A 15,099-nucleotide genomic window follows, 5' to 3' on the forward strand; every position below is an offset into this window, starting at 1 on the left:
ATGGAAAGCAAAAAAGCCGACCTGGTGGCCGGCTTTCCTGTTGTGCCACTGCAGCCGCTGGGACTGGAGTGGTGGGCGGTACAGGGTTCGAACCTGTGACCCCTACCATGTCAAGGTAGTGCTCTACCGCTGAGCTAACCGCCCGTTTTTCACTACTGCGCCGTTGCGTTTGCGTCGGTGCAGGCCGCGTATATTACGGACGTCCTGCGTGAAGAGCAACACTTTTGTGAAGGTATTTCGCAGCGTGCCGTTCAGCCGAGGCTGAGCTCCTTCAACTGGCGGATCTGGTCGCGCACACGCGCCGCATCCTCGAACGCCAGGTCGCGTGCGTGCTGGTACATCTGCTGCTCCAGCGCCTGCAGCCGCTTGGCGATCTGCGCCGGTTCCAGGCTGCGGTAATCCACCGCCTCTTCGGCGACCTTGCCACCCCGGCCCTTGCCCTTGCCGCGTGCTTCCTTTTCCGCCGCTTCCGAACGCGCGCCTTCCAGCACGTCCACGATCGGGCGCAGTACCGACTTGGGCACGATGCCGTGCGCCTCGTTGTATTCCACCTGCTTGGCGCGACGCCGGTCGGTTTCCTCGATGGCCGCCTGCATCGAGCGGGTGATCTTGTCCGCGTACAGGATCGCCTTGCCGCGCAGGTTGCGCGCGGCGCGGCCGATGGTCTGGATCAGCGAGCCGGTGGAACGCAGGAAGCCTTCCTTGTCCGCATCGAGGATGGCCACGAGCGACACTTCCGGCATGTCCAGGCCTTCGCGCAGCAGGTTGATGCCGACCAGCACGTCGAACTTGCCCAGGCGCAGGTCGCGGATGATCTCCACGCGTTCGACGGTATCGATGTCCGAATGCAGGTAGCGCACGCGGATGCCGTGTTCGGTGAGGTATTCGGTGAGGTTCTCGGCCATGCGCTTGGTCAGCGTGGTGACCAGCACGCGGTCGCCCAGCTTGATGCGCTCGTTGACCTCGCTCATCAGGTCGTCGACCTGGGTGCCCACCGGGCGGATCTCCACCACCGGGTCGATCAGGCCGGTCGGGCGCACCACCAGCTCGGTGATCTCGTCGCCGGCCTCGCGCAGTTCATACGGTCCCGGCGTGGCCGAGACATAGATGCTGCGCGGGCAGCGCGCTTCCCACTCTTCGAATCGCAGCGGACGGTTGTCCAGTGCAGATGGCAGGCGGAACCCGAACTCGACCAGGGTTTCCTTGCGCGAGCGGTCGCCCTTGTACATCGCACCGATCTGCGGAATGGTCACGTGCGACTCATCGATCACCAGCAGCGCGTCCGGCGGCAGGTAGTCGAACAGGGTCGGCGGCGGCTCGCCGGCGGCCTTGCCGGTGAGATGGCGCGAATAGTTTTCGATGCCGTTGCAGAAGCCGACCTCGGCCATCATCTCCAGGTCGAACTGGGTGCGCTGGGCCAGGCGCTGCGCTTCCACCAGCTTGTTCTGCTCGTACAGCTGCTCCAGCCGCACCTTGAGCTCGGCCTTGATCGTGTCCACCGCCGACAGCACGCGTTCGCGCGTGGTGGCGTAATGGGTCTTGGGGTACACCGTATAGCGCTGCAGCCGGCGCAGGCTTTCGCCGGTGAGCGGGTCGAACATGCTGATCTGTTCCACTTCGCCATCGAACAGCTCGATGCGCACCGCTTCGCTGTCCGACTCGGCCGGGAAGATGTCGATCACCTCGCCGCGCACGCGGAAGGTGCCGCGATGCAGCTCGTATTCGTTGCGGGTGTACTGCAGCTGGGTGAGGTGGTTGATCAGGTCGCGCTGGTCGATGCGCTCGCCGGTGGACAAGATCAGGCGCAGCGACAGGTAGTCCTCGGGCGCGCCCAGGCCGTAGATTGCCGACACCGTGGCCACCACGATCGCGTCAGGGCGCGACAGCAGGGTCTTGGTCGCCGCCAGCCGCATCTGCTCGATGTGCTCGTTGATCGAACTGTCCTTCTCGATGAAGGTATCCGACGACGGCACGTAGGCTTCCGGCTGGTAGTAGTCGTAATAGCTGACGAAGTACTCCACCGCGTTGTGCGGGAAGAACGCCTTGAATTCACCGTACAGCTGCGCGGCCAGGGTCTTGTTCGGCGCCATCACCAGGGTCGGCTTCTGCACCTGCTGGATCACGTTGGCGATGGTGTAGGTCTTGCCCGAGCCGGTGACGCCGAGCAGCGTCTGCTTGGCGATGCCGGCCTCGAAGTTGGCCGTCAGCTTCTCGATCGCCGCCGGCTGGTCGCCCGCCGGGGAGTACGGAGATACAAGTTCGAAGCGATCGCTCATGGTGCCGCCATAGACCGGGCCTTCCATTATACCGAGGGCTTGGGTGACGGCCGGCTGAGGGGCAGCCCCACACCCCAGGACGGTGATCGCCGATGGGCGTCAGTGGCGGCAGGGAACAGGGTAGACGCTCCCGCAACCGGAGCCCGCCATGCTGCCCCCGCGACGCCACTCACGCCGCCTGCGCGGCATGACCCTGCTGGAGCTGAGCGTGACCCTGGCCATCGCCGCCCTGCTCTGCCTGCTCGCCCTGCCCTCGTTCAGCGACGCGCTGGGCCGGTGGCGCGCCGACATGCTGCGCATGCAGCTGGTATCGGTGTTCAACAGCGCACGCAGCACCGCCATCACCCGCCATGCGCCGGTGGCGGTGTGCCCCAGCGACGACGGCACGCGCTGCGGCAGCGACTGGAGCCGCGGCTGGCTGATACTCCTCGACCCGGCCACGGGCGCGGACCTGGCCACGCCGGAACGCGTCCTGCAGTTCCGCGCCGGCTACGACGATCATGGCCTGCGCGCGACCAGCAGCCGGGCACGGCAACGCCTGCGCTTCCAGGGCGATGGGCGCAGCAGCGGCAGCCCGTTGACGGTGGACATCTGCGCGGGTGGACGGCTGCACGGCCAGGTGGTGGTGAACAACGTGGGGCGCACGCGCTCGACGCGGGTGCGCGTGCCCATCGACTGCCCGCGCTGAACCCCAAAACGACAAAAGCCGCGATTGCTCGCGGCTTCTGCTGGAACTGGCGCCCGAAGTTGGACTCGAACCAACGACCCCCTGATTAACAGTCAAGTGCTCTAACCGGCTGAGCTATTCGGGCGGGAGGCGCATTGTAAGGAGCGCACACCTGCCTTGCAAGCCCCGCCGCGTCCCTACCAGCACTCGGACAGCGCTGCGTCGGCCGTCTTGACGTTGGCCTGGTTCACCGACAGGTTCCCGCATTTGTCCTTGGCCTGGGCCGTGCCGGCCGTCGCGGTAAGCGTGAACGTCCGCGCGTCGGTGGCCATGCTCAGGGTGTAGGCCGCGGTTCCACCTTCGCGCGGCGACTGGATGGTCGCCCCGCCGTTCGGGAACGTAAAGCCCGCATAGGTGTTGTTGACCGTGTGGAAGCGTTCGGCCATTGCCGCGTACTCCACCAGATCCGCCTTGGCCTGCGCACGGCGTGACTTGCGCACGTACTCCGAATAGCTGGGCACGGCGATGGCGGCGATGATCGCCACCACCGCGACCACGATCATCAGTTCAATCAGGGTGAAACCGCGGGCGCGGCTCCGCGAAGCCTGCATCATCACGACCTTCATCACTTGATCTGCCTCCAGGACTGACGACCACAGGGGTACGGCAGGTACATCGGCGGGGCACCGGCCACGCTGACCTGCATCATGCACGCCGATCCCGGCGGCGTCGGCGGCGGGTTGCCGCCGCTCTTCTCCGGCGCACCCAGGCGCGGTACGACGGCCGTGGTGACGTCCCGCACCGGTGCGTTGCCGCCGGTGTTGAGCGGAAGTGCAGCGGTGCCCTTGGCGGGATTCTTGCCATCCGGCGTACCCAGGCGCACCTGCGACAGGGCCGCCGCGCCGGTACCGGTGCTCAGGCCGAACAGCCAGTTGGAACCATCCACGGTGCAGCCCCCGGACACACCGACCTTCGGCACGTAGGTCGGCATGAACACCACGCCGGACGTCACCGTTGGATTGGCCACGAAGCGCTCACCTGCAGGCAGGATGACCGTCCAGCCCGCGTTGCCAGCCGGCGCGTCGCCCATGGTGATGGTGCGTCCGTCCGTCCCGGTTTCCACCGTGATCGGCCGCAGGTTGGCAGACGTGAGTGTATCCCTGGCACTGGCAACGGACTTGCCGCTGACGTCGTTGACACCGTACAGCCCCTGGATGCTGGTATCCACGCCGTCTTCGACGTAGGAGAAGCTGCCGGTACCGAACAGCAGCATCACCCCGCCGGCCGGGCCAGCGGTAGCCGTCAGGCCGCCCATGATGGGCTGCCGGTAGGTCAGCCTGTCGGTTTCAACGTGGGTATTGGTAGTGAACACCGGGAACGCGGGCGCGGCGTCGCTGGTGAGATCGAACTTCCAGATCGCCCCCTTCTGGTCGGCACCGTAGACCGTGTCGGCAAAGCCATCACGACCGCGCACATCCTGGCCTGTGCCGCTCCAGCGGTCGACCACCACGATGTTGGTCAGGCCGTTGCGCCCGGCCGGCGCGTTCCGACCGGTCTCCTCCACCACATAGGTCTTTACTTTCGGTGCACTGCCGGCCACCAGGTCGACCACGAACAAGGCCGCTTTGCCGTCCTTGCTTTCCACGCCATTGCCGAAGATAGCCTTGAATGCAGGTGCTCCACCCGGGCCCCGCACCGGCACGATCACCGGCTTGCCCAATACGAAGCCGATATTGTCGCGCACCGCGGCATCGAGCGACGGGTCGAAATCATTCAGTTCCCACAGGCGGCTGTTGGCGCCGAAGGCCGTGGGATCGGTCACATCCAGTGCGAACACGCTGCGTCCGCCCGCGCCGGCCGTGCCGACCAGTGCAGTCTTCCAGCCACTGTCATGGATGTCGCCTACCACCACCGGACCGTCGACGAAGTAGCGGTGTTCGAAGCTCGAATCTTCCTGGGCGGATGCATCGTAGGGAACCAGCAGGTTGCCCATGTGACCCAGCGCGGTGGCCGGCACGTAGCCGAACACTTCCTTGCCGCCCTGCGCGTCCTGCCGACCGTCCGATCCCATGCCGCCGTCGAACGCATGGAGCATGCCGTCGTTGGCGCCGGCATACACCATGTAGCGTCGATCATCGCGCTTCGAGGCCAGGTACTCGACGTAGCTGTCGCCGACGTTGCCCAGCCGGCGATAGCCGTAGTCATCGGTGGGCGAGCTGAGCAACGGCGTGGAATTGATGATGTCGCCCAGCACCGTGGTGCGGTCGCGCAGCTTGCCCTGGAAGCGCATTTCCTGCGACGTGTCGCCCAGCAGGTAAGACACGGCCGTAGCCTTGTCGGCAAGCGTATCCAGGCCATTGCAGCGCAACATACCGCCGTAGAGGCCGGAGGGCTTGCTGCACAGGTCGGTCAGCTCCAGGTTGCTGGCGCTGAAGGCCTGCACCGCGCCATCCTTCGCCATCCAGACGTTGCGTGCGGTCGGCCTGGGCATTTGCGCCGACGCTTCCCACGCGGTCTCGGACACGATCGCCCGGGTGGTAGGATCCACGCTGAGCGAATACGCGGTAAGCGTGCTGTACCAGTCCGAGCCGGTGGCCGAATAGAACGGCTCCACCGAGATCGATCCCTTGCCGATGCGCGCGCCGACCAGCGCACGGGTGCCCGACGGCGTGGCGCCCTTGGACACATTGCTGATGATGCGGCGCATTGCCGAGGTGATGTCCGACGCCTTGGTTGCGTTGACCATCTCGCCATGCGTGTACAGCACCGCTTCCCACAGCTCGTCCACCGCGCCCGGCGCGTTGTCGACGGTGCTGGTACCGAACGTCGGCTTCTGCACGTACGGATCAGGCACCAGCACCCACGGGCGCTTCTCCTCCGGCACATAGGTGACGCCGAACTGCGTGCCCAGCGTGCCCAGGGTGACGCCGTAGAAATTCATGTGCAGGCTGGTCTTGCAGTCCAGTTTGCCGTCCGGGCACTCCTTGGGAACGGGGACCGCGTTCTTCTCAAGGCCGGGCACCAGCGAGTTGTCGTAATACTGCGCGATGCCGTCACGCATGCGCGTGGTGTTGCCGGTTTCGTTGATGAAGCCGTCGGTGAACAACATGCCGGCATTCTTCTGGCAGCTCAGCAGCACGGGCGGATTCGGATCGCCTGCGGACTTGGTCCGCTTGAACTGGTTGCCCAGGTGGGTGGCGGCCGACCGGTTGGGCGTGGTCGAGGTGGCACGCATCCGCGTCATGATGTCGGTGAGCAGCGCCTTCTTTTCCGTCTCCACCGTCATGTCGTACATCTTGGCGGTTTGGCGGTCGTTGATGCGGAACCAACCCACGCGGAGATTTTCGGTTTCGTGCAGGGCATTGGTCGCGGCACCGATCACCGAGTCGCGACGGGTGCGGTAGAAACTGAACCAGTTGGCGAAGTTCTTGATCGCGGCCTCATACGATGCGGTATCGCTGCCGTCAGCGCCGAAATTTGCCTGCCGGATCTCGTACTTGTACAGCGTGCCCGGGTAGCCGCCGGCGGGGTTGGTGATTTCAACCGGCGCAGCGGTGTAACCGTAGCTGGCCGGCAACTTGGTCTTCAGATAGAACGTCGCGGGGAAATACGCGACGTTGGTGGAGCACCGCTGCGTCACAGTGACCGCCGTGGTCACTTCGACAAAATCGGCGACGCTGCTCGTCTTGGCATTGCCGTTCCTGCCGGTGGAAACGTTGCATACGTTGTTCCGGATCAGCGTGCCGACCGGGATGACCATTTCAGGCTGGAACACGAATTGCCAGTTCGCCGCCGTACTGTAGTCCGTCTCGGTCAGGTTCTTGTCCAGCGTGATCTTGCTCACCGCATCACCTGGGCGCGGATCCACCGGCGCGCTCTTGGGATCGATGACCTTGTAGCTCGGCGCATCCTTGACCCCGGTCTTCCAATCCGGATAGATCTCGCGCGGATCGAAGTAGGCCGGATTGATGTCCGGCGAGCGTACGAAGCCGTACGCATCCAGCGGTGGAAGGGCGTCGTTGCCGCGACCATACGGGGGGGTCGTGTAGTAGTACATGGCACCGTTGTTGGCATAGCCATACGGGTTGCCATTGGTGTCGAAGAAGCCCCGCCCCGAACTGCTGGACACCCACCGGAACACGCCATCGCGGGTGTTGTTCTGTACTTCCCAGAACATCGAGCCGGAGTCGTCCAGCGCCATCAGGAACGCCGGCGGCACGCTCGCCTGGATGTTCAGGGGCGACTGCGACAGGGTGCCCTGCCCCTGCTTGGCCAGCAGGCCGTAGGTCAGCCAACCGCCAGCCGCAAGCACGCCGACCGAGGCCGCGACCATCCATTTTTTCTTCTGCGAAGCCATGGCCCGCGTCCTCAAAGTTTGAATACGGTATCGATCACCACGGCCGATGACACGGCAGCGGGATCGTCGGTCGAGAAACCGGTGATCTGGTAGATGGGGGTGGTTTCGTCCAGCGCCTCGCCCATGTCCAGGGCGGCCTCGCCCACGATGCACTTGTCGATCTGGCGGACGTTGACCTTCGTGGTCGTGCCGTCGGGGACGTCGTCCTCGGCCCACTGCACCGGGTCGTAGCCGTCGTCGCAGGTGCGATTGATGTCGCCCTCGGCGACCAGTGCGCCGCTTGCCGCATCGGTGCGATTGGCGATCGATTCCACCGAGCGCTCGGCGTTGCGCACCACGCCTTCCCCGTTCTGGAAGGCGCGGTTGGCGGCACGGTAGTTGGAGGCCATCTTTTCCTGCATGCCCGCCACCTGCATGCCGGCGATGCCCAGCAGTGCCAGCAGGATCAGCATGATCAGCGCCACGTACAGCACGGCACCGCGCTGCTGGCCGCGCATGACAGGGTTTCGGTTGGATCGTGATGAGTGAGCCATGTCAGTTCCCGAACAGTCGATTGCGCAGGGCGACGGAGACTTCGTAGCCCGCGCGGTAGCGCCCATCGTTGGTTGTCCCCTGGGCAAACTCCACGCCCAGCACCGCAGGCCGGGTGGTCGGAGCCACCGACGACGAACGCTCCGGGCTCACCGCCAGCAGGCCAACCTTGACCTGGCCCACGCGCAGCCACTGGCCGGCACCCGCCGCGTTGGTCTGGGTGGTTACCCCGGTGGCGACCGCCGACTCGGTCACGCTGCCTACCGGAGGTGCGGTGAGGGAGATCAACGGGGTCGAATCCAGGCCGAACATCAACTGCATGTTCTCGATGCCTTCCACGACCTCTTCGTTGTTGGTATAGCCACCGGTAGCGTCCGCGCGTGCCCGACGCAGCCCATTGACGCCAGTGGTGGCGTTGGCGCCGATGTAATACACCAGCGACTCGGCGCGGTACAGCATGGTCTGGCCGGTGGGCTGGGTGGTGTAGCGCGTCAGGTCGACGCCGGGCGCCCTGACCTGGTTGCCCGAGAGCGACCCCGCAAAGATGTTCGCGTGCCCGCAGTCGGCGATGCCGTACAGGGTCGGCGTGCTGACCCCGTCCTTGAGCATGCGCGCCATCCGGCCGGTCTCACCGGTGACCGTCGAGTTGCCGCTGTCCAGGCCGATCGCATTGACCGGCACCCCTTCGGCACCCAGGAAGCGCAGTACCAGGATGTCACTGCCACCGGCCGGTGCCGGGCTCAGCCCGGCGATGGCGGGCGGAAGGTTGGCGGGCAGCTCACCGCCGCCCCCGGCCGTGAGCACCGCGCCTGGCGCCGTGCCCGCGGCCTCGTAGCCCTGTACCGCGACATGGAAGTCCAGCGGCGAGCCGCTGCCGGCGCCCGCGTTCAAGTGATTGAAGGGATCGCCCTGGCCTTTGACGACGTGCGCCTGGTCGTTCACGCAGCCCATGTGGCCGGCCATGCGCAGGTCGCGCTCGAGGAACTCCAACGCGAAGCGCGCGTTTTCCTGCACGCGCGAAGCCCCTTCAGACAGCCGCGACGCGGTCTGCGAGGCCGAGAAAATCTGGATGACGCCGAGCATGACGATCATGCCGATCACCAGGGCGATCATCATTTCGACCAGTGACAGGCCGGCCATGTGGCGGGGACGGGAAACGGCGCGGGTCATAGTTCGGTCGCCAGGGCAAAGGTGGTGGCCTGATCAGGATTCTGCGGGTCCCAGCGCTGGTCGCCCCAGGTGATGGCGACCCGGACTACGCCACCATTGATGCTCACCTCCGCACCGGCGTCGCTGCCCAGGGCCTTGACCACCTGGCACTGCCACAGGGTGACCTTGTCCGCGAGCGCGACCGCACCGGAGCCCGGTGCGCAGACGTTCTCCACGGTCTTGCTGCCCGGGGTGAAACTGGCGCTGGAGTACCAGCTGGCCTGGAACCGGTTGGAACGCATCTGTTCGATCAGGTCGTAGGCCAGGTTGGTCGCCTGGGTACGGTAGTTGGCGCTCTGTACGAAACGCACGTTCATGGTCTGCATGAGCGCGAAGCCCAGCAGGCCGAAGCCCAGCACGAGCACTGCGATCAGCACTTCCAGCAGGCTCACGCCCCGCTGCCGCCGTGGGGAATGGAATGGTTTCACGAGCAGGTCTCCTTGGTGCTGCGCAACTGGCCGGACGCATTGACGACCAGGGCGCGCTGTTGCTGCACGTCATCAGTACAGGTCACCGGGCGGATCGTCAGGGACTGATCGGTGCTGTGACGCCGGCGGCCACGGCTGTCGAAGGCGATCACCTCTGCCGGACCCGTCACGGCCATCGAGTCCTTGAAGTCGGAGAAGCGCAGGACGGTGCCGTCGGTCGCATCGCCATCCCCGTCGGGGTCACTGACCGCGGCGATCCCCTGCGCCCAGCTGCCATCGCAGGAGGCGCCGGTGCTGCTGCCGCAGACCACGCCGCCCTGGCCGCTGCGGATGGCCTCGCTGCGGGCCAGGTTGACCATGGCGACGATCTCATTGTTCGACGTGGCCACGCGGTTGTTGCGGATGGTCGTCTGGAAGCTGGGAAAGGCGATCGTGGCCAGGATGGCGACGACAGCGATCGTGACCATCAGCTCGATCAGGGTGAAGCCCTTGGTGAAACGCATGTACATGGAACGCTCCCCAGCGTGATGACAGGACAATGGACGCCCGGCCGCCTGGCGGCAAGCGACAGCAGGACGAACGGTCGTCCGAAGGCGACGGGCGTCAAACCGTTGACACCCGCACGGTCAGCGGGCCGGTCGGACTCCCCGTCCGCCCGGCCCGTTCAGGTCAGGCCAGCACCCGGTAGCAGGGCTGGTATTCGCCGGAGATCTTCATCCGGCGCTGCTCGACGAAGGCGCGCAGCAGCTCGTCCAGGGCCAGCATCATGTCGGCGTCGCCGTGGATCTCGAACGGACCGAACTGCTCGATGCGGCGCATGCCGTCTTCCTTGACGTTGCCGGCGACGATGCCCGAGAACGCACGGCGCAGGTCGGCGGCGAGCGCATGCGGCGGCCGGCCGTGGTGCAGGTCCAGCGCAGCCATGGCCTCATGAGTCGGCACGAACGGCTGCTGGTACTCCCACGGGATCTCGATCGACCAGTTGAAGAAGAACGAATCCTTCTGCGCCAGGCGGTGCTCGCGCACGCGCTTGATGCCGGCCGACATCTGCCGGGCCACGGCCACCGGGTCGCCGATGATGATCTGGTAGCGCTCGGCGGCGGCATCGCCCAGGGTCAGGCGGATGAAGCGGTCGATCTGCTCGAAGTACGGCGCGGCCACGGTCGGACCGGTCAGGATCAGCGGGAACGGCAGGTCCTTGTTTTCCTCGCGCAGCAGGATGCCGAGCAGGTACAGGATTTCCTCGGCGGTGCCGACGCCGCCGGCGAACACGATGATGCCGTGGCCGATGCGCACGAACGCTTCGAGACGCTTCTCGATGTCCGGCATGATCACCAGGTGGTTCACGATCGGGTTCGGCGACTCGGCGGCGATGATGCCCGGCTCGGTCAGGCCGATGTAGCGCGTGGTGTGCTTGCGCTGCTTGGCATGGGCGATGGTGGCGCCCTTCATCGGGCCCTTCATCGCGCCCGGGCCGCAGCCGGTGCAGATGTCCAGCCCGCGCAGGCCCAGCTCGTAGCCGACCTGCTTGGTGTACAGGTATTCATCGCGGCCGATTGAATGGCCGCCCCAGCACACCACCAGGTTCGGGTCGCCAGGGTTGAGGATGCGCGCGTTGCGCAGCAGCCCGAATACGGCATTGGTGATGCCGTCGGAGGATTCCAGTTCGGCCGCGTAGGCCGGACCCATTTCGATGGCCATGTAGGCCAGGTCGCGCACCACGGCGAACAGCAGCTCGGCCACGCCGCGGATGATCTCGCCATCCACGAACGCCATCGCCGGTGCGTTGACCAGGTCGATGCGCACGCCGCGGTCCTGCTGGGCGACCTGGATGTCGAAATCCGGGTACAGGTCGCGCGCCGCGCGCGGATCGTCGGAGGCACTGCCACTGGTCAGCACGGCCAGCGCGCACCGGCGCAGCAGTTCGTGCATGCCGCCGCCGGAGGCGTCGCGCAGGCGAGCCACTTCAGCGCGCGACAGCACATCCAGCCCACCGCGCGGGTAGATCCGCGCGTCCTGCACCGGCAGCGTGCGCGCCGGTTTTTCAGTAATCGTCATTTCCATTCTTTTCGCTTCCTCAAGGTTGCCGACTGTACCGCTGCCCCCTTTAAAAGCAAAACGGCCGGGAAACCCGACCGTTGGATGTAATTCGAGCCCGGCGGCGCCTGGGGGGCTGCCGTAAGTGCGCGTTTTTCGCGCAACCGGACGAGCATACGCTGATCCAGTGATGCAGACAAGCGCCCTCGCCTGCCGCCGGTGTGCCGCACACAGCAGAACGGCCGGGTTTCCCCGGCCGTCCCTTGTTACCACTTCACTACGTCAGCTCATCAGAACTGGTAGCGGAAGCCCAGCTGCACCGACCACTGCGACACACCGACGTCGAAGCCGTCTGCGTCGTTGTTGGCCACTACCGGCTCATCCGCGCCGCGGAAGTTGTACACGTACTTGCCGTCCTTGATGCCCTGCAGGGTGGCCACACGCGCATCGGCGAAGAAGCCGTAGTCGTAGATGTTGCCCCAGTCCTTGTTGATCATGTTGCCGACGTTCTGGATATCCAGCCAGATCTCCGACTTGTGACCCTTCATGAAGCCCGGCAGTTCCTGGCTGATGCGCAGGTCGAAGGTGTTGATCCAGCCGGTACGGAACTGGTTGGCCGGGGCGTAGCTGCCCGCGTACTTGGCCAGCTGCGGGTTGTTGGCCAGCCACTCGTTGAACGATGCTTCCATCGCCGCATCCGGGGTGAAGGTGCTGCCTACAAGGTTGCCGAACAGCACGTCGCCCGGGCCCGCCGGCACGTAGAACAGGTCGTTCGCGATGCGGTTGTCGCCGTTGGCGTCGTTGACGTAGACGTAGCTGTACGGACGGCCGCTGCGGCCTTCGTAGACCAGGCCGACGCGGGTTTCGTAGTCACCGAAGAACTTGTGCTTCCAGTTCAGCGCACCCGACAGGCGGTCGCGGATCTGGTAGCGCGAGGTGTTCTCGATCTCGTCATTGGCGTTGAAGGCGTACTGGTAACCCCAGCCCGAGCTGGCGGTGGAGCTGGTCAGCGTGCCGACTTCGGTGGCATCGGTGTAGGTGTAACCGATGTTCCACGACCAGTCACTGGCGGCATCCCACGGCTTGGCCAGAGAGACCGTGAACTGCGAGGTGCGGCCCTTGTCGGTGTTCGCGATCTCGTAGACAGAGTCGTAGGCGCGGTTGCGACCGGCGCGGTTGTTCCCGGTAGTCCAGGCCGTACCGGTGCTGGCAGTGGAGTAGTACATGTCACGACCGTCCGGACCCTGGTACTGCACCGGACCGAGGTTCAGGTTCTTGTAGTACAGGGCATCCTTGACCTTGGTGACCAGCAGCTCGGCCGAGGCCACGATGCCGTACCACGGGGTCTCGTGATCGAAGGCCAGGTTGGCCTTGTACACCGACGGCATGTTGAAGTCGCTGCCGACGAAGTTGACGTTCTGCAGGTTCGAGCCCGGCGTGGTGGGAACCGGCTGGCCGTCCTTGTTCGGGTTGAACGGCAGCGCCGGGTTGTAGGAGGTATAGGCGTAAACCGAGTTGTTGAAACCGGTTGCCGAGTAGCTGTTGCTCAGCCACACCTGCGGGGCATCACCCTGGAACAGGCCCACGCCGCCGCGCAGCTGGGTCTGGCGATCGGTGTCGAAGGTGTAGTTGAAGCCTACGCGCGGCTGGATCAGGAACGTGTTGCTCAGCACTTCGCTGTTGTCGATGCCGAAGAACTGCGACGCTGCGGCGTTGTAAGCCGGGGCCGGACTGGTGTCGGCGCGGTCGGCACGCACGCCCATGGTCAGGGTCAGGTTGTTGTTGACGTACCAGGTGTCCTGCACGAACAGGGCCAGGTTGCTGAACTTGTAGTCCGCCGGAATCGAGCCCGGGGTGCGTTCCGGGTTGTAGTTGTAGGTGCTCCAGCGGCCGGCAGCGAAGTTGTCCAAGCCATAGAAGCCGTACGCGCCCCACGAGTTGGCGCCGAAGTAATTGTAGATGTCGTTGGTGTCGTAGGAGGCACCGAACTTGACGTCGTGGTCACCCAGGGTCCAGGTAGCGGCGGCGTAGTAGTTCCACGCCTTGGTCTCCAGGATGTTGTTCTGCGAGTTGACTTCGGTACCCAGGTACAGCGAGTCGCCGCCCGGCGCGGTCGGGGTGCCGCCGAAGTAGATGCGGATGCTCGGCGCGTCGGTCGGCACGTTGCGGATCGCCGAGTACTCGCGGTACGAGGCCTTCAGCTCGGTCGAGAAGTTCGGCGACCAGTCGCTGAACAGCTGGGCGACATAGCTTTCGTTGGTCTTGTCGTGCTGGTACCAGTACGAGCTCAGCGAGGCCGAGCTGGTGGTCATGCCGTTGATGCGCAGCTTGCTCTGGTCGATCTTGCTGTAACGGATGTTGGCACGGTGGTCGTCGCTGATGTTCCAGTCCAGCTTCAGCGCGTACTCTTCCATCTCGGTGTCGCCGTTGCTTTCCAGGCCACCGGCGGCGATGCCGTAGCTCTGCGCGATCTGCTGCGCACGGGTCACGTCGGCCAGGGTGATCTGCGCGTTGGCCTTGCCCAGCGCGGTGCCGCTCAGGTCGGCGCCCGGGGCGGCCTGCTTGAACTTTTCATAGTTGGCGAAGAAGAACAGCTTGTCCTTCAGGATCGGGCCGCCCACGGTCATGCCGTAGGTTTCTTCCTTGGTGAAGCCCTTGAACGGCTGGCCTTCCGGGTTGTCGCCGAACCAGTCGCCGTCACGGTAGGTGCCGTAGACCGAGCCATGGAATTCGTTGGTACCGGACTTGGTCACCGCGTTGACGGTGGCACCGGCGGCGGCAGCGATGCTGACGTCGTAGTTGGACAGGTTGATGTCCAGCGCTTCGATCGCTTCCATCGCGACCGGCTGGCGACGGGTCGGCATGTTGTTGCCTTCCAGGCCGAAGGTGTCGCTGGCGGAGACGCCGTCGATGTTGATCGAGTTGAAGCGCGGGTTCTGGCCACCGGCCGAGATCGAGCCCGAGGCGCGGTCGATGAAGGTCACGCGCGGGTCAAGACGCATCAGGTCCTGGATGTTGCCGCCGATCGACGGGGCCGTCTCGATCTGCTGCTGGCTGATGTTGGTGCCCGAGCCCATCTTGGTCGAACTGAACACTTCCGAGCCACCGGCCACGGCGACGACCTGGACAGCGTCCAGGTTGGTCGCGGCGACGTCGCCGGTCAGGGCGGCGTTGACGGTACCGGTCTGGTTCACGCCCAGGTACACGCCTTCTTCGGTCTTGGTACCTTCACCGGACTTGGTGATGGTGATCGTGTACGGACCACCCACGCGCAGGCCGCGTGCGTTGTAACGACCCGCAGCATCGGTCATGGCGCGGCTGACGGTGCCCGACTCGGTGTGCGTGATGGTGACTTCGGCGCCAGCAACAGGCTGGCCAGTGGCAGACATGACCTGGCCGCCAACACCGGCAGAGGTGCTCTGGGCGAAGGCGGGGGCGGCAGCAAGTACTGCCATGAGGCCAAGGGTGAGCTTGGACATCCGGAGACAGCGTGGGTCGATCATTGGGAGTAGCCTCGATGCGAGTTGGCGATGGCGGAAAAAAAACGCGCCCAAGCAGCCGTTCAGCGGCTGTATGGACTTTTATCTGGGTTCC

At 65.2% G+C, this 15,099-nt stretch carries 10 protein-coding genes and 2 tRNA genes; 1 reads left to right on the forward strand and 11 read right to left on the reverse strand.

The window, feature by feature from the left end:
* Nucleotides 1-69: 69 nt before the first annotated feature.
* Together FSZ13_RS03665 and uvrB are read right to left on the reverse strand one after the other, a co-directional pair.
* Nucleotides 70-144, reverse strand: a tRNA-Val gene (locus tag FSZ13_RS03665).
* A 107-nt stretch (nucleotides 145-251) separates the two neighbouring features.
* Nucleotides 252-2,276 carry an excinuclease ABC subunit UvrB gene (gene uvrB / locus FSZ13_RS03670; protein ID WP_145478049.1) on the reverse strand — a complete coding sequence of 675 codons (2,025 nt, stop codon included), beginning with the start codon at nucleotides 2,274-2,276 and terminating at the stop codon, nucleotides 252-254.
* 148 nt (nucleotides 2,277-2,424) lie between these two features.
* Between uvrB and FSZ13_RS03675 the strand changes: the two genes are divergently transcribed.
* Nucleotides 2,425-2,964: a GspH/FimT family pseudopilin gene (locus FSZ13_RS03675; RefSeq protein WP_145478532.1), complete on the forward strand. Its 540-nt coding sequence runs from the start codon at nucleotides 2,425-2,427 to the stop codon at nucleotides 2,962-2,964.
* Nucleotides 2,965-3,011: 47 nt separating this feature from the next.
* Here the strand turns inward: FSZ13_RS03675 and FSZ13_RS03680 are convergent.
* The 9 genes from FSZ13_RS03680 to FSZ13_RS03720 form a co-directional block, all read right to left on the reverse strand.
* Nucleotides 3,012-3,088 (reverse strand) — tRNA-Asn (locus FSZ13_RS03680).
* Nucleotides 3,089-3,140: 52 nt separating this feature from the next.
* Complete coding sequence (locus tag FSZ13_RS03685) at nucleotides 3,141-3,569, reverse strand: type IV pilin protein (protein ID WP_313955400.1); 429 nt, start codon at nucleotides 3,567-3,569, stop codon at nucleotides 3,141-3,143.
* Entirely contained in the window at nucleotides 3,569-7,300 is a 3,732-nt protein-coding gene (locus FSZ13_RS03690) for a pilus assembly protein (protein ID WP_145478050.1), read from the reverse strand. The genes FSZ13_RS03685 and FSZ13_RS03690 overlap by 1 nt, the downstream gene beginning before the upstream one ends.
* Nucleotides 7,301-7,311: 11 nt before the next feature.
* A complete protein-coding gene (locus FSZ13_RS03695) occupies nucleotides 7,312-7,797 on the reverse strand; it encodes a pilus assembly PilX family protein (protein WP_260844073.1) in 486 nt (161 codons plus the stop codon).
* Nucleotides 7,798-7,834: 37 nt separating this feature from the next.
* A complete protein-coding gene (locus FSZ13_RS03700) occupies nucleotides 7,835-9,001 on the reverse strand; it encodes a PilW family protein (protein WP_260844074.1) in 1,167 nt (388 codons plus the stop codon).
* The gene (pilV, locus tag FSZ13_RS03705; RefSeq protein WP_145478052.1) at nucleotides 8,998-9,474 is read right to left on the reverse strand and encodes a type IV pilus modification protein PilV; all 477 of its coding nucleotides are present in this window, start codon (nucleotides 9,472-9,474) and stop codon (nucleotides 8,998-9,000) included. The genes FSZ13_RS03700 and pilV overlap by 4 nt, the downstream gene beginning before the upstream one ends.
* A complete protein-coding gene (locus tag FSZ13_RS03710; RefSeq protein WP_145478053.1) occupies nucleotides 9,465-9,977 on the reverse strand; it encodes a GspH/FimT family pseudopilin in 513 nt (170 codons plus the stop codon). Before FSZ13_RS03710 ends, pilV begins: the two co-directional genes overlap by 10 nt.
* Before the next feature lie 160 nt (nucleotides 9,978-10,137).
* Nucleotides 10,138-11,526: a nucleotide 5'-monophosphate nucleosidase PpnN gene (gene ppnN / locus FSZ13_RS03715; protein ID WP_145478054.1), complete on the reverse strand. Its 1,389-nt coding sequence runs from the start codon at nucleotides 11,524-11,526 to the stop codon at nucleotides 10,138-10,140.
* A 269-nt stretch (nucleotides 11,527-11,795) separates the two neighbouring features.
* Nucleotides 11,796-14,984, reverse strand: a complete 3,189-nt coding sequence (locus tag FSZ13_RS03720; RefSeq protein ID WP_145478055.1) for a TonB-dependent receptor — start codon at nucleotides 14,982-14,984, stop codon at nucleotides 11,796-11,798.
* Between the last annotated feature and the right edge of the window lie 115 nt (nucleotides 14,985-15,099).

This window comes from Stenotrophomonas rhizophila, from assembly GCF_007667275.1.
In the GTDB taxonomy this organism is placed as follows: Bacteria; Pseudomonadota; Gammaproteobacteria; order Xanthomonadales; family Xanthomonadaceae; genus Stenotrophomonas; species Stenotrophomonas maltophilia_AE.